Origin of the sequence: Flavobacterium sp. H4147, assembly GCF_029360735.1 — a bacterium.
GTDB classification, from domain to species: Bacteria; Bacteroidota; Bacteroidia; order Flavobacteriales; family Flavobacteriaceae; genus Flavobacterium; species Flavobacterium endoglycinae.
This window is the reverse complement of the sequence record NZ_JARKNB010000003.1, coordinates 292,023-308,890: the sequence shown is the minus strand read 5'-3', so window position 1 is coordinate 308,890 and position 16,868 is coordinate 292,023. Positions and strand designations below refer to the sequence as shown.

Here is a 16,868-nt window from a genome sequence, read left to right as displayed (position 1 = left end):
GAATCTCAACAGATTCGGCTTTTTTTATAATACCGAGGATAAAGATTTCAAGCAGATTTAAACTGTATAAAAAAGGTTTTAACACATAGGAACATAGTAAAAAAGCTCGCTTTCAAACAGAGCTATGTGAATTGATGCGAATGAAATGTCTTTCTACACAAAGAAAATCTATGTTCCTATGTGTTTAAGAAAATCATTTCGATTTCAATCTACTTAAAGTTTCCTGCGAAATATTGATATAAGAGGCGACAATCTTATTGGGAAGTCGTTTTACAATGGCAGGATTTATTTTTAATAATTGATTGTAACGTTCTAAAGCATCCATTGTGGTAAACGACATTAAACGATTGGTATTGTTTACATATGCTTTTTCCAGATAATTGCTGTAAAACTCACGCCATTGTGGAATAATTTTCATTAAATGATTAAAATCTTCATGAGAAATCGCCAGTAATTCTGATTGTTCAACAACCTGAATATTTTCAGCGGCAGGCATTTTGGTAATAAAACTAACCAAAGCAGTTGCCAGCTGATTTTCGAAGGCAATATATCGGGTTACATCTTTTCCTTCTTCATTAATAAAAAAGATACGCAGACAGCCTTTAGCAACAAAAAAAGTTTCATGACTAATTTGTCCCTGAGCCAGTAAAATATCGTTTTTATTTTTCTTAATGGGTTTGAAATAGGAGAGGATGGTTTCTAAATTTTCATCAGAAACATCAATGCTTTTTCGAATATAATGACCGAGTTGTTCGTATATCATTTACTTGTAATCTCTAACGAATCTGCGGTAATAAATAATATCTTCAATAGATAAAACCACAAGATCATGTTGTTGTGCAAAGCTAACGATTTTGTCCAGTTTTGCCATACTGCCGTCTTCGTTCATTAATTCGCATAGAACGGCTTCGGGTTGTAAACCGGCGAGTTTCATTAAATCAATGCTTCCTTCAGTATGTCCGTTTCTTTCAAGCACGCCGTTGTCTTTTGCGCGCAGCGGAAAAATATGCCCGGGTCTGGCTAAATCTTCAGGTCTTGCATTTGTGGCAATAGCAGTTTTAATGGTTGTAATCCTGTCTTTTGCAGAAACTCCTGTTGTAACGCCTTTTCTAGCTTCTATTGTTATGGTAAAAGGAGTTTGAAAACTACTGGTATTTTCTTTTACCATATAAGGAAGTTCCAGTTCGCTGGCTTTTTCATTGGTTAAACACAAACAAACAATACCGCTGCATTCACGGATCATTAAAGCCATATCGGGAACATTTATGTGCTGGGCAGAAAATATAAGATCACCTTCATTTTCTCGGTTTTCGTCATCGGTTAGTATAATTCCTTTTCCGTTTTTAAGTTGTTTCAAAGCGTTTTCAACACGTTCTTTGGAAGTGATTCCAAATTGCACCAACGGATTTAATTCTGTACTTATCATGGATATTTATTTTGAACTTTTTAAAAATTATCGAGCTTCAAAAGTACAGTTGTCAAGAATGTAAAAGTTTGATATAAGTCAATAAAATCAAGAGGTATTTTTTTAATGATATTTTAATTTAATTCTCATAAAATAGTAATTTAGTGCCCGTAAATAATCTCCAAAACTTATAAATACTGAACTCATAAATGGAAAATATCACCGTAATTATTATGTTGCTTTTTGGCGTAGCTTTTTTAAGTTTAATCAGCAAACGATATAATTTTCCAATACCTATTGTTTTGGTGATGTGCGGGGTAATCATTAGTGTGGTTCCGGGACTTCCTGTTGTAGCGTTGAGTCCGGAAATTGTTTTTATCATTTTTTTACCGCCGCTTTTATATCATGCAGCGTGGCATACGAGCTGGTCTGAATTTAAGCAAACCATTCGCCCGATAACTTTAGCAGCCGTTGGTTTAGTATTTTTTACAACTGGATTAGTGGCTGTAGTTACACATTGGCTGATAGATGATATTTCTTGGCCGTTAGCTTTTTTACTTGGTGCTATTGTTTCTCCTCCCGATGCGGTTTCGGCAACAGCTATTACAAAAGGTTTAGGACTTCATCCACGATTAATAGCTATTTTGGAAGGCGAAAGTTTGGTAAACGATGCAAGTGGTCTTGTGGCGTATAAATATGCGCTTACAGCAATTACAGCTGGAAATTTCGTTTTATGGCAGGCCGGATTAAATTTCGTTTTGATGTCGGTTTTAGGAATCGCAGTGGGATTGGCTGTTGGTTTTATAATGTATTACATTCACAAAAGATTTGTTTGCGATGATATTATCGAAGTAACGCTTACGTTATTAACGCCTTTTGCTTCTTATTTAATTGCAGAACATTTTCACGGTTCTGGGGTTTTAGCGGTTGTGGCAACAGGACTTTTTCTGGCGGCAAGATCTGGTACTATTTTTTCTCACGAAAGCCGAATTATGACGAATACCATTTGGGATGTTTTAAATAACATTCTCAACGGTTTGATCTTTATTTTAATAGGACTTCAGTTAAGACAGATTATTGAAGGCATCAGTAATTACTCAGGGAATTCATTGTTTATCTGGGGTTCTGTGATTAGTATTGTGGTGATTGTGGTTCGTTTTTTATGGGTGATTCCAGCGACAATTATTCCGAGAATGCTGAGCAGAAAAATCCGTGAAAAAGAAGAATTTGATTATCGCAATATGATTATTTTCGGATGGTCTGGAATGCGTGGTGTAGTTTCGATGGCCGCGGCTCTGGCACTTCCGTTAATGCTGAATAAAACTGAAGAATTTCCACTTCGTAATTTGATTATTTATCTAGTTTTCTGTGTAATTCTTTCGACTTTAGTAATTCAAGGGCTTACACTTCCGTGGATGATTAAAAAGCTAAAAGTGCAGCCGTATTCTATTTTAGCAGAAGAATATAATATTCGTAATATGATTGTTTCGGAAACCATTACGCATATTGAAGATAATTTTTCTTTGCTGGATGATGAATTGCTTCACAACATTAAAAGTAAATATGAAGTAAAATTTAATCGTTTGCAAAAGACGGAACTTCCTGCGAATTTCTTCGGAAATGGAAAAGTATTGGGCGGACAGATTTTTAATGAATTTACCAAACTGCAGATTGATCTTTTGAATGTAGAAAGAGGAAAATTGGAAGCAATGCACAAAGCGGGTTCAGTCAATGAAGAAGTCTTTCGCAAAATAGAAAAAGAACTCGACCTTGAAGAAACCCGACTTTGGATGGAAATGTATGAAGAATAACATTTTAAATCATTTGTAAGTGAGGTCTAACCTGCATGCTTACAATGTCGCAGCGTTTGTGCTGTGACAGGCAGAAAGCAACGCTCATGGCGATATCTTCTGCTTTTAACATTTCCATTTTTTTGATTTTTTCTTTCTGTACTTCTTTAGGGTCCTGCTGCATGTCGCTGGTTACTGCTCCGGGTTCTATAAGGGTTACTTTTATTCCAAGTGCATTGATTCCTTTTCGAAGAGAAGTGCTGAAACCTCTTGTTGCGGTTTTGGTAGCGACATAAATGGGACTTCTTTTTTCTTTTGATTCTGCGCTCATAGAACCTATATTAATGATATGTCCAGATTTTTGGATGGTCATTCTATCAACCGCTTCTCTGGCGAAAGCCATATATCCCAGCACATTTGTTTCTAAAATATATTTCCATTCATCGTAGTTTCCATCGGTGATGCTTTCGGCGCCCAATGCGGCGTTATTGATTAGAATATCAATACCTCCAAATAAATGATCAGCTCTTTCCCAAATCATACGAATATCTTCTTTGTTGGTTACATCGGCAGAAATACCGTAAATTTCTCCAGATGATGATTTGCTTTTGATGTCGTGCATGGCGTTGTTTAAATCATTTTCATTTCTTCCGAAAATAAGAACACGACCTCCCAGAGACACTAATAAATCAGCAATGGCTTTTCCAATTCCTGTTGTACCACCAGTTACGATTATGCGTTTTTGGGCAATATTTTGACTAAAGTAGTTTGATAAAATTTCCATGGCTTATTTTTTAATTAATTATTTTACTTTACTTTACTTTGATTGGTCCTAAATTGCTTTGTGCTGGTCCATTCGTTACTGTTCCGTCGGCAGCAAATCTGGAGCCGTGGCACGGACAGTCAAATGATTTTTCATCTGAATTCCATTGTACTATACAGCCCAAATGCGGACAAACGGCTGAAAAGGCTTTCAATGAATTGTCATAATCGCGGTAAACGGCAACTTTTCGTAATCCAACATTAAGAACACCGCCGTTTCCAGCTTCTAAATCGGCAACATTATCAAGATCTGAAGCTGCAATCCAATCCAGATATTGTTTGGCCATATTTCCTGCCTCTTTCAAAAAGTCTCCTGCTGCACTAAAAGTAATTCGGGACGGATCGTATATGTCTTCCCATTTATTTTTGATTTCTTGAATCATATCGCTTACAATCAATGCTCCAATGGTTGCATGTGTCATTCCGTTTCCTGAATCTCCGGTAATAATATAAATGTTTTTGTCTCCAGGATTTTTTCCCATAAAACCTAGAGAATCTACTGGTTCCATAACTTGGCCAGACCATTTATAAGTGATTTCATCGAGCATAGGAAAATTTTTTCGTGTCCAGACTTCGAGTTTATCATAACGTGAGATTTCAGAAAGATTTTCTTCATCTGCCTGTCCGGTTTTATGATCTTCACCACCCGAAATCAATAAATCATAGTTTTCGTCAAAATTTTCTACACGAACATAATGGTATGGTTTTGCGACCCATTTGGCATCCATATTTCCTGTGTCCCACCATAAAGAAAAGGGCAGACTTCCTTTTGGAATTTTTCCAGCGATTACATACGTTCTGTACGCATGCTGTTTGGTGTGCATGGTCACGAGATCATTAATAGGGGAGTTAGTTGCCACAACAATGTGATCTGCAGTAAACGTATAACCGTTTACTTTTGCACCTTTTTTAGTAATATCTTCGGCATGTGCTTCGGTATAAATTGTTCCTCCAAGTGAAACAACTGCTTCTGCAAGTCCTTTTAAATAATGTAAAATATGAAATTGTCCTTGATTTTTGAATTCGATCGATTTTTTGTTTTCCCCTCCAGCCATCGACGGAATATGATCTAACAAAGTCGTTTCTAAACCTACGTTTTGCAAAGCTTTAAATTCTTTTTCGAGATTTTCTTCTTTATCCGTTTCATGAAGAAACAGATATCCGTTTACTCTCTTAAAATCACATTCAATCTGGTTTTCGGTTACTATTTTTTCGATTTCATCAATAGCAGCACTGTGGCTTTGTGCAGCAAGTGATGCTGTTTCTTTCCCGAAAGTTTTTTCAAGATAATAATAGCGATCATCAAGAGCGTTGGTTAAATGCGCTGTTGTTCTTCCTGTTTCGCCACTGCCTATAAAACCATCTTCTACGAGAACTACTTTTCTTCCAGCTTTTACAAGTTTGTAAGCTGTTGTAAGTCCGGCAATACCGCCGCCAATAATTAAAATATCGGTACGGACATCTTGACTTGGTTTTTCGAAAGCAATAATTTCTGTAGAATCAATCCAAAACGAAACATTGTCTCCAGAGGTTATACTTCCTTCATTTATATCTTTATATGAATTGTCCATGATTATTATTTTTTAATGTAATGCGTTCATTTCAAAACTAGTAACATCTATTTTGAAATGTTTACAACTTTAAGTTTTGCATTTTACAGGATTGCCAGTCGGGTTTTATGTAAGAATTTTGAAAAATACTATAAGCATAACAGTTTTATTAATAGTTATTTAGTGTTTATTCTACAACCCGAAAAACAACTTATTATGAAAACAGTAATGAAATTTAAAATGATAACTCTTGCCGTGTTTGTGGCGCTGTTATTTTCGTGTAAAAATAACAAAGACGGATACAGTGATGAAATTGAAACAAGTCCAGTGCCAATTGACAGCACTGAAAAAGTAGACGATTCTGCAAGTACAGGTGCGGGCAGTACTCAAAATGCTGCGAATTCTGAAACGATGGGCACGGGAACTACAGGATCAGGAAGTACAGAAGGAACTGGAATTGGTCCAGGTGAAAGTCCACAAGATGGTTCAACTTATACGGAGTCTTCTGGAGTTCAAAAAGACAGTATAAAACCTGAAATTAAAGCGAAAAAGAAGAATCAGAAAAAATAATAATTGTATATAAGAATTGAATTAAAAGTTAAAAACCTCTTTGTTTAGAAAAGCAAAGAGGTTTTTATTTTGAAGTAAGGTGTCAGTTTGGTTTTCCCATTTTTATTACTGCCTATTGTGACTGAAAACTGAAAACTGCAGACTAAAATTTAAAAAATTATCCGCCAGTTTCCATATTAGGCGCATCGACTGGTTTTGATTGTGAAGAGCCTATTTGGCGTAAATAAATGGATAAAATAATGATGGCGAAAACAGATAAGAATTCGCTCTGCCAGTTCTGAAACGATTCAAACCAAAATCTCGAATGTCCAATATACGATGCTGTGGTTTCTAAAGGTTCTCCCTTTAGAAGCAGCTGCTCGTTTTTATCTTTAAGGCTTCCGTAAAAATGAATTATAAATGAAATGAGAAATAAAAGAAATAAAGCGATGGTAAGCGAATGTTTATAAATTTTCAAAATAAAACCGCCTTTTTTTACAGCCCATGGAGCTTCTTTTTTGTTAGGATCTGGTTCGCGGTCAACATCTTCTATTTCATTTATTTTCTTGGATTCAGATGATCCTTTCTGTTTTAAGAAAATAGTCAGCACTACATATAGTGTCATTTGAAGAAATTCGCTCTCCCAATTTTCAAAAGTAGATTGGTAAAAATGCCCTGATAATAGGTAAGAAGCAAAATTTATTGCGTTTGCTCCTTCATCTATTAATTCTTTGTTATGTTCTTCAAATCCAAATATAATCTGGCCTAAAAAAGAACCCATAAACAGCAGAAAAAAGCAGATAGATAAACCGTTATTTCTAAAAAATGTTTTCATTTTTATCGTGTTTTTCTTCAAAGTTCTCAAATACTACGTTTAGAACTTTACACAATTTATTTTTTGATTTACAGTTTTTGCATTGGATTTTTTAAACATATTATGTGAATAGTATAAATTCTTTGATTTTTATAACTGATACAGGAAATTGTATAACAATTTTATATGTGAGAGTTCTAATTTTAACAATATTAGATTATGAATTAATTATAAATTAAAAAGATATTATTATGAAAACGCTATTAAAAACTAAAATTGCATTACTGCTTGTATTAGCAGGATTAGCATTCTCGTGTAAGAAGAACGAAACCACAAATACTGATTCTTACGAAAATGACAGTATTAGCAATACAGTAGATACTGTTGGACCAGAAGTGGATACAACAACTGTTATTGATACTGCTGCCACAAAAATTAATACTGATTCTATTAAAAAATAGAATATAAATAATCCATAAAAAAAAGAGCTGTTTAATTAAACAGCTCTTTTTTTTATGATAAACGTTTTAAGATTAACGCATGGCAAATCTTATCTTCAATCCATAAGATACTAATCTCATATTGTGTGAAGCCCCAGAATCAAAAACACTGTTGTATTTTAATTCTACCGGCAGATCTGGATTGTACTGTACAAGATTTTTGGCTTCTTTTTTATCGTAGATATTGTTTAGTCCGTAATCTAAATAAAGTCCGATGTAAATAGAATTTGTGCTTCCAATTACTTGTTTTAAACCCGTTTCAACTGTAGCAGAATACGATACATCTGTTTTTAGATCTTGTTTAGACGTTTTTAAATCATTAGTGCTGGCAAAACCGGCAAAAGCAGGACTGAATAATTCTACATTGTACTGCGGATAATAACCGCTTGTTGTAAGATTGCCCATTTTGGTTTGAAAACTGCCGCTTGAAGCAAATCCTATTTTAAAGCCTCCTGCTAGATATAATTTTGTAGTTCCTGGAGTTTCAAACTGAATTCCAATAGGTACATTGATATAAGCAAGTTTTTGCTCTTCTCTTAAGTTTGCAGCTTTATATCGGAATTGAAAAGATTCATTTTCGGCATCTACAGCATTGTATCTGCCAGAAATCGAACCAAATTTAATATCGGTATTATAAGTCTGATATTCAACTCCAACTCCAATACTTAAACCTTCATTTAAATAGTAGGAATAACGAAGACCAGCACTGACTCCATTTCCAGGAACATATTCTCCTCCTGTAGATTTAACAAATGAAAATGGACCTCCTACTGAAATTGAAAACTCCTGTTTTTTATCCTGACCATAGCTATTAAAACCTGCTGTTAAAAGCGCCGTTATCATAGCAAGTGATGTTATATATTTTTTCATCTTTTAAGATTTTATTATGCCGGTGCTGTGTTTGAAACAACACCGGCATGGTTTTATTTATTTTACAATTACTTTGAAAGACTTTTTAATATTTGGAGTTTCAAGAACTACAAGTAACGTATTGCCTGCAGCTGTTTCAGGTAATTGTATTTCAGTTTTAGCAGAAGAAGATTGAACAGTTTTTACTAACTGACCGCTTACAGAGAATAGACTGATCTGCATTTTTTCTAATTCTTCTGTTGGGAAATCAGCTTCAATAGTAATTGCTTTTCCTGTTTCGATTGGGTTAGGGTAAAGCTTAGCTTGAAGCGAATTTTTCAATGTAATCTGAGTTGGACAAGTTTGTAAAACTTTACCATCTTTAGTTGTCATTTTCACCATATATTGTGCATTTGGATCTAATAAAGACGTAATTGTCTCTCCTGCAGAATAGTATTGTCCGGTTCCGATCAATTGTCCGTTTTTAAACCATTGGTAAGCTGTAAATTCATAACCTCCGTTAGTTTGTGGATTATTGTTCACAAGAAGAACGTTGTTGAATTTTTGCTGTACAATATCAAAGAAATTAAATGGTTTTTCTACTGTAATTGTATAGGTTGCAGATAAAGTTCCGTCCTGAGAAGTAACTGTTACATCTTGAGTGTAGATTCCTGCTTTAGGAGTCTGAATCGTAAAGTTAGCAGAAGGAGTGATAACAGCACCAGATTCGTTTAGAACCGTGATATTTGGATTTGTTTCTCCACAAGCTAATACATGTGTAATTGTTTTTGCAGGATTATCGAAAACTTTATTTCCAATAGTAATTCTGGTAACGTCAACATTGTTGTTTAAGATTACCAATAATTGAGAAACATCTGCTGCTGGAAGATAATTGTTATCTCCTGCTTGGTGAGCAGTAATTAATATTTCTCCTGAGCTGGTCATTGTTACTTGACCTGAAGGCGTAACCGTTGCAGCTGGTGTTGGTGAATCGAAAGTGTATGTATATGTTACAGGCAGATTTGAATCTGAAACCGCATCTAAATTGAAAGTATTATTCAATCCAAGCGTTTTAACAGGAATTGCATTGAATGTAATTTGCTGTGGCGCTTTATTGATAACTAGATTCGCATTAAGCGTAATTGCAGAACAGTTTGGCGAAGTAGATGCTGGTGTTACAGTTGCAGTAATTGCATATGTTCCGGCATTTGTCGCTCCGTTGTTAGCAGAGTATGTTACAGTCGCTCCAGTTGGAAGATTAGCCACCTGAATTGAATGTGCAGTTCCGTCATAAGTAACTTGAGCATTGCTGAAAGTTACCGCATCAAGAGGAGAAGCATTTACTGTTACAGTTTGAAGCTGAGTAGAAACATTTCCGTTTCCGTCATCATAACTCCATGTGATAGTATATGTTCCCGCAGCAGTATAAGTTAAAGGATCTGTAGTAGTTCCGTTAATTGTTCCTGTACAATTATCTAAAGCAGTTGGAATCGCAATTTGTGATGCCAGTACTGAGCAATCTCCTGTGATTTGAGGTAGAGTTGCTAAAGTTGGAACTGGTGCAGTAGTATCTGGATTAGTTCCAATTGTTACATTTCCAGAAGTTGTACATCCGTTAGCATCTGTAATTGTTACTGTATAAGTTCCAGCAGTTAATCCTGTTGCAGTTGCAGCGGTTCCGCCAGAAGGAGACCAAGTATACGTGTAAGAGCCTGTTCCTCCAGTTACAGTAACTGTTGCAGAACCGTCATTAGAACCATTACAAGAAACGTTTGTTCCAGTTATTGATGGAGAAAGAGCACTTGGTTCAGTAATAATAGCTGATGTTGATGTTGAACATCCATTAGCATCTGTAACTGTAACTGTGTAAGTTCCAGCTGCTAATCCAGTTGCTGTTGCTGCAGTTCCGCCAGAAGGAGACCAAGCATACGTGTAAGCACCTGTTCCTCCGGTTACAGTAACTGTTGCAGAACCGTCGTTTGAACCATTACAAGAAACATTTGTTTGAGAAGCTACCGCAGAAATTGCAGCTGGTTCTGTTACCACAACTGTTTCTGTTGCTGTACATCCATTAGCATCTGTAACTGTTACCGTGTAAGTTCCAGCAGATAATCCTGAAGCAGTTGCTGCAGTTCCACCAAAAGGAGCCCAAGAATACGTATAAGCACCCGTACCACCGGTAACATTTACTGAAGCACTACCATTTGCACCTGCATTACAAGAAACATTTGTAGAAGAAGATGTGATAGAAATTGCAGTAGGTTCAGTAATTGTAACAGATTCAGAAATTGTACATCCATTAGCATCCGTTGCAATAACTGTATACGTTCCAGCAGATAATCCTGAAGCAGTTGCTGCAGTTCCACCAGAAGGAGACCATGAATAAGTGTAAGCTCCTGTTCCTCCAGTCACTACGACAGTTGCTGTTCCGTTAGCACCTCCATTACAAGAAGCATCAGTATGAGAACTTGTTGCAGCAAGAGCCGTTGGTTCAGTAATTGTATAAGATTGTGTTGCTGTACATCCGTTAGCATCTGTAACGGTTACGGTGTACGTTCCGGCAGCTAGTCCTGTCGCTGTTGCAGCAGTTCCGCCGTACGGTGCCCATGAATAAGTATAAGGAGCAGTTCCTCCAGTAACACTTACTGTAGCAGAACCATTTGTTCCTGCATTACATAAAATATTGGTTTGAACTAATGCTGAAGCACTAAGAACAGCTGGTTCAGTAATAGTGACACTTTCTGTTTTTAAACATCCATTAGCATCTGTAATAGTTACGGTATACGTTCCGGCAGCTAATCCTGTTGCTGTTGCAGCAGTTCCGCCATAAGGAGCCCAAGCATATGTATATGTCCCAGTTCCTCCTGTTACAGTTAATGTTGCTGTTCCATTTGCACCTCCATTACAAGAAACCTCAGTTTGAGATACAGTTGCTAAGATTGGGTCTGGTTGTGTTATGGTAAAACTTTGCGTTGCTGTACATCCGTTAGCATCTGTAATAGTTACCACGTAAGTTCCTGCTGCTAATCCTGTTGCTGTTGCAGCAGTTCCGCCAGAAGGAGCCCATGAATAAGTATATGATCCAGTTCCTCCTGTTACGCTAACCGTTGCAGAACCATTTGATCCTGAAGGGCAGGTAACATTTATTTGAGAAGGAGTAATACTAATAGCGCTAGGTTCAGTAATTGTGAAGTTTTTAACGATTGAACATCCATTAGCAGCTGTAATAGTTACAGAATAATTGCCAGCAGTTAATCCAGTTGCTGTATCTGCATTTCCACCAGATGGAGCCCAAACGTAAGTAAATGGTCCAGCAGCGCCAGAAGGTACCACTGTTGCCGAACCTGTGTTTCCGCCATTACATAATACATCAATTTGTGATGTTGATGCAACTAACGTATTAGTAGTTGTGATTGTAAAGTTTTTACCTATTATACAACCATTACTGTCTGTAATAATTACAGAATGGTTTCCTGCTGTTAATCCAGTTGCAGTTGCAGAGGTTTGTCCATCTGACCATAAGTAAGAGTAAGGAGCAGTTCCTCCAGCAGGATTAACTGTTGCTTCACCTCCAACAGTACAAGTAGCATTTATCTGACTTGTAGTAGCTGTTAATACTGATGGTTCTGTGATTGTAAAGTTTTTTAAAATCGAACATCCATTGCCATCTGTAATTAAAACAGAGTAATTTCCTAAGGTAAGACCTGTTGCTGTTGCAGCGGTTCCTCCAGATGGAGACCATAAGTATGTATAAGAACCACTTCCTCCTGTTGGAGTTACTGTAGCAGTACCAGTAGCACTACCATTACAAAGTACATTTGTTTGAGATTGTGCAGCATCTAAAATGGCTGGTTGATCAATAATTGCGGTTTCTTGATACGAACATCCATTTGCATCTGTAACAGTTACCGTATAAGTTCCAGCAGCTAATCCTGTTGCAGTTGCAGCAGTTCCACCAGAAGGAGACCATTGATAAGTATAAGGTGCAGTTGCTCCTGAAGCAGTTATAGTAGCTGTTCCATTTGATCCACCATTACATGATACATCGGTTTTATTAATTGTACCTACAAATGGAGAAGGACTGTTAACTGTTACGTTTTCAGTAATTGTACATCCATTTGCATCTGTAACAGTTACCGTATAAGTTCCTGTAGATAATCCTGTTGCAGTTGCGGCAGTTCCTCCAAATGGAGCCCATGAATATGTATATGAAGGAGTTCCTCCAGATACAACTACAGTAGCAGTTCCGTTACTACCGCCATTGCAGCTTACAGGTGTAGATGAGCTGCTAGCAGATAGTGCTGCTGAAGGTTCAGTAAGAATAAAAGATTGGGTTCCGATACATCCATTAGCATCTGTAACAGTTACTGTGTAAGTACCCGCGGTTAATCCTGTTGCAGTTGCAGCAGTTCCGCCAGATGGAGCCCAAGAATAAGAATAAGCACCGGTTCCTCCAGATACAGCTACTGTTGCAGATCCAGTACTTTCACCAAAACAAGCTATGTTAGTGGCGGCTACCGGATTCACGGTAAGAACTGCAGGTTCAGTAATCGTAAAACTTTGATTTATTTGACAATTATTTGCATCTGTAACAGTTACAGTATAAATTCCAGCAGTAAGTCCTGTTGCGGTTGCAGCAGTTCCTCCAGACGGAATCCAAGAATAAGAATAAGCACCAGTTCCTCCAGATACAGTTACTGAAGCAGATCCTGTAGCACCTCCATTACAAAGTATATTGGTTTGTGATGGTGTTGTAGTTAATATAGGAGGTTCGTTGATTGTAAAATTTTGAGTAGTAGTACAAGCATTTGCATCTGTAACCGTTACTGTAAATGTTCCTTGAGAAAGACCTGTTGCAGTAGCCGAAGTTCCTCCGTAAGGTGCCCATGAGTAAGTATACCCTGGAGTTCCACCTGATACAATTACAGTTGCAGTACCATTGGCACCGCTGTTACAGCTTACATTGTTTATGTTTCCTTGAGAAGCTGTTAAAGCAGTTGGTTCTGTAATAGTAAAGTTTTCTGTTTTTTCACAAAGATTAGCATCTTTAATAGTTACCGTATAATTTCCTGGAGCCAGATTTGCAGTAGACGCTGTTGTTTCTCCATTTGACCATAGATAAGTGTAAGGAATTGATCCTCCTGATGGGGTTACGGTTAATGATCCATTGTTTGCTCCATTACAAGAAACATCAACTTGAGTTGAAGTTACTGTTATAGAAGGTACAGTTAATACAGCATTGAATGATGTTGCAGAAGGAGAACATACTCCGCTGGCAATCACTCTGTATAAATAGCCGCTTAATGCTGCAGTAGCGCCAGTAATAGAAAGTGTAGCTGTATTTACACCTGAATACGTTGCATCATTTGATAAATTCGTGAAACCAGCTCCCTGATCTACCTGCCACTGATATCCAGTTGCATTTGAAGCAGTTGCAGTAAAAGATGTATTTGAACCAATACAAGCTATAGTTGAGGTTGGTTGTGATGTTATTGCAGGAGCAGAGTTTACTGTTAGTGCTGCAGTAAGAGATGTTGCAGAAGGAGAACATACTCCGCTGGCAACCACTCTATACAAATAACCGTTATACCCGTTGGTCGCTCCAGTTATAGAAAGAGTAGCTGTATTTGATCCAGAATAAGTTGCATCATCGGCAATATTGGTAAAACCAGCTCCTTGATTCACCTGCCATTGGTATGCCGTTGCACTACTTGCCGTTGCACTAAAAGTAGTATTAGCACCAGCACAAATAGTACTTGCAGATGGTTGTGATGTTATTGCAGGAGCAGAATTTACAGTAAGAGCTGCATTATTTGATGTTGCATCTGGTAAACAAACCCCGTTTATAATAGCTCTGTATAAGAAACCATTCATAGCGGCAGTTGCACTGTTAATTGTAAGTGTGCCTGAAGTAGCACCAGCATAAATAGCGCTATTAGAAATATTAGTGAATCCTAAACCTTCGTTCACTTGCCATTGATATCCTGTTGCATTGCTTGCAGCTACAGAGAAAGTAGTATTTGCTCCAGCACAAATTGTACTTGCAAATGGCTGACTTGTAACAGCAGGCGCCGAATTTACAGTAATAGCTACATTGTTTGAAACTGCATTTGGGGTACATGCACCAGAAGCAATTACACGGTATAAATAACCGCTTATTCCAACAGTTGCTCCAGTTATAGTAAGTGTTGCTGTAGTTGCTCCAGAATATTGTGCATTATTAGAAATATTATTAAATCCAGCTCCTTGATCTACCTGCCACTGATATCCTGTAGCGTTAGAAGCCGTTACTGAGAAACTAGTATTTGCTCCCGCACAGATGGTACTTGCAGATGGCTGAGAAGTAATAGATGGTGCCGAATTTATAGTAAGTGCTGCATTACTTGAAACCGCATTTGGAGTACATGCTCCAGAAGCTATTACACGGTATAAATAACCGTTTAATCCAGCAGTTGCTCCAGTTATGGTAAGCGTTGCTGTAGTTGCTCCAGAATATTGTGCGTTATTAGTAATATTATTAAATCCAGCTCCTTCATCTACCTGCCACTGATACCCTGTAGCATTTGAAGCGGTAGTAGTAAAACTTGTATTTGCTCCCGCACAGATAGTACTGGCAGATGGCTGAGAAGTAATTGCTGGTGCCGAATTTACAGTAAGTGCTACATTACTTGAAACTGCATTTGGAGCACATGATCCAGAAGCCACTACACGGTATAAATAACCGCTTATTCCAGCAGTTGCTCCCGTTATAGTAAGCGTTGCTGTAGTAGCTCCAGAATATTGTGCATTATTAGAGATATTGTTGAATCCAGCGCCTTGATCTACCTGCCACTGGTACCCTGTAGCATTTGAAGCTGTAGCGGTGAAAGTAGTATTAGCTCCTGCACAAATGGTACTTGCAGATGGTTGAGAAGTAATCGCTGGAGGAGCACTAACAGTTCCTGTTACAGCTACATTTTGGGTAACTGCCGTATTTGATGAAACCGTAATATTTCCTGTAGGCGTTCCTGATGCCGTGTTAGATAATCGGGCATAAATTGTTGTGGTAGCTACTGTTCCTGCAGTAGGAGTAAAAGAAATATTGCTTGAATAACTTCCCCCTGATGAAGTAGAAATTTCATAACCTATTGGGGCAGATACTAGTAAATTAGAAGTTAAACTGCCTCCGCTTACTGTAAAACTCTGTGGAGTAGAAGCTGAACCGGAACAAGAACTAAAAGCACTTAAGGCACTTGTAGAAGCACTTACTCCTGCAGGTTGCGTAATCGTTACATTTTGAGTTGCAGTACAACCTCCTAAACCATTAGGAGTACTGTCGGTAATAGTCACTGTATAAGTGCCAGCTGAAAGATTAGTGGCTGTAGCCGAAGTTCCTCCCGAAGGTGCCCAAGAATAAAAATAAGGTGCAGTACCACCAGAAACAGTTATAGTAGCAGAACCATTTGTACCGTTATAAGTACTCACATTACTTTGTGACTGGACTGAAGATGATATAGCTGTTGGAACACTTAAAGTTGCAGCAGTTGAGTTTACAGAACCAGCACCAGTAACAACACAACGATATTGATATAAATTCATTGCAGATGTTGCGCCTGTTATTGTAAGAGTAGCTGTAGTAACTCCTGAATAAGGAGCTCCATTTGAAAGGTTAGCAAAACCACTTCCAGTATCTACCTGCCACTGATAACTTGTGGCTCCAGTAGCTGATACTGAAAAAGCAGTATTGCTTCCTGAGCACACTGTAACACTCGAAGGATTAGCAGTAACTACAGGAGGTGCGCTAAGAAAAGCGGCACCAGTTGGTAATGTTTGTGAAATAGCTGAGTTAGACCAGTTATTAATATTCATAACGGCAGTCCTAATGTTGGCTGTAGTGGTAAGATTACCAGAACCATTAAATTTACCTGATGTATAGGTAGTAGTACCACCTTCAGCAGAATAAAAAGCACTAAATCCTCCAATAAGTCCTGGAGGTATTATTGAACCAGCGGTTCCATTAGCACAAAGGTCTTGATCCCAATGTGCTTGTGTACTTCCTCCGCCAGTTGGACAATAGTAATAGTGTAAACCACTAACCATATTAGCCCCAACACCAGCAGGAGATCCACTACCACCTTGAAAAGAAATGACTTGATCACCAATATTTGATAAACTTAATCCCGTGGCAAGAGCCATAGTTCCTTCCGTAATAGCAATAGATCCATTTGAGGCAGTTATGCCGCTACTATAATTAAAAGTACTTACAGTATTTCCTTTGATAGTAATTTCTGTTCCTGCTGCAATAGCATTTGAAACTGTCCATGAAATAGTTCCTTCTGAAGCACCTGCGGCTCTCCAGGAACCATCTTCAAAATATCCTCTATCTGTAAAATAAATAACTGTTGTTGCTGATATAGGTACAAGAGCTACAAATGAAAAAGAATCGATATCTGATGCATTGACACTGGAATCATATCCAGTGAATATAATATCTCCTTTTGCCAAAGTTGTTTGGGAAGTACCTAAGTAACTTTGCAGAAATATCCCCAGAAATAAGGCGATATTTAAGAATTTTTTAATTCGTGAGTAAAAATGTTTCATAATTAGATT

At 37.5% G+C, this 16,868-nt stretch carries 10 protein-coding genes; 3 read left to right on the top strand and 7 right to left on the bottom strand.

The features are described 5' to 3' along the window. Window positions 1-193: 193 nt before the first annotated feature. Both P2W75_RS15580 and ribB read right to left on the bottom strand, forming a co-directional pair. On the bottom strand, window positions 194-763 hold the full coding sequence (locus tag P2W75_RS15580) for a Crp/Fnr family transcriptional regulator (protein ID WP_276381178.1): 570 nt from the start codon (window positions 761-763) through the stop codon (window positions 194-196). After that, complete coding sequence (gene ribB, locus P2W75_RS15575; protein WP_276381177.1) at window positions 764-1,426, bottom strand: 3,4-dihydroxy-2-butanone-4-phosphate synthase; 663 nt, start codon at window positions 1,424-1,426, stop codon at window positions 764-766. A 188-nt stretch (window positions 1,427-1,614) separates the two neighbouring features. Between ribB and P2W75_RS15570 the strand changes: the two genes are divergently transcribed. Further along, a complete protein-coding gene (locus P2W75_RS15570; protein ID WP_276381176.1) occupies window positions 1,615-3,216 on the top strand; it encodes a Na+/H+ antiporter in 1,602 nt (533 codons plus the stop codon). Window positions 3,217-3,220: 4 nt separating this feature from the next. Here P2W75_RS15570 and P2W75_RS15565 read toward each other — a convergent pair whose 3' ends face one another. Beyond that, window positions 3,221-3,979, bottom strand: a complete 759-nt coding sequence (locus tag P2W75_RS15565; RefSeq protein WP_276381175.1) for an SDR family oxidoreductase — start codon at window positions 3,977-3,979, stop codon at window positions 3,221-3,223. A 28-nt stretch (window positions 3,980-4,007) separates the two neighbouring features. Then, complete coding sequence (locus P2W75_RS15560) at window positions 4,008-5,588, bottom strand: FAD-dependent oxidoreductase (protein WP_276381174.1); 1,581 nt, start codon at window positions 5,586-5,588, stop codon at window positions 4,008-4,010. A 195-nt stretch (window positions 5,589-5,783) separates the two neighbouring features. On the opposite strand from P2W75_RS15560, the gene P2W75_RS15555 reads away from it, so the two are divergent. Then, a complete protein-coding gene (locus tag P2W75_RS15555) occupies window positions 5,784-6,137 on the top strand; it encodes a hypothetical protein (RefSeq protein ID WP_276381173.1) in 354 nt (117 codons plus the stop codon). 157 nt (window positions 6,138-6,294) lie between these two features. Here the strand turns inward: P2W75_RS15555 and P2W75_RS15550 are convergent, their stop codons facing one another. Next, the gene (locus P2W75_RS15550) at window positions 6,295-6,951 is read right to left on the bottom strand and encodes a DUF6766 family protein (protein ID WP_276381172.1); all 657 of its coding nucleotides are present in this window, start codon (window positions 6,949-6,951) and stop codon (window positions 6,295-6,297) included. Window positions 6,952-7,181: 230 nt separating this feature from the next. On the opposite strand from P2W75_RS15550, the gene P2W75_RS15545 reads away from it, so the two are divergent. Next, window positions 7,182-7,391: a hypothetical protein gene (locus P2W75_RS15545; RefSeq protein WP_276381171.1), complete on the top strand. Its 210-nt coding sequence runs from the start codon at window positions 7,182-7,184 to the stop codon at window positions 7,389-7,391. Between the two features lie 72 nt (window positions 7,392-7,463). Here the strand turns inward: P2W75_RS15545 and P2W75_RS15540 are convergent, their stop codons facing one another. Both P2W75_RS15540 and P2W75_RS15535 read right to left on the bottom strand, forming a co-directional pair. Next, the gene (locus P2W75_RS15540) at window positions 7,464-8,300 is read right to left on the bottom strand and encodes an outer membrane beta-barrel protein (protein ID WP_276381170.1); all 837 of its coding nucleotides are present in this window, start codon (window positions 8,298-8,300) and stop codon (window positions 7,464-7,466) included. Between the two features lie 57 nt (window positions 8,301-8,357). Continuing rightward, window positions 8,358-16,859 (bottom strand): T9SS type A sorting domain-containing protein, encoded by an 8,502-nt coding sequence (locus P2W75_RS15535; protein WP_276381169.1) that lies wholly within the window; start codon window positions 16,857-16,859, stop codon window positions 8,358-8,360. Between the last annotated feature and the right edge of the window lie 9 nt (window positions 16,860-16,868).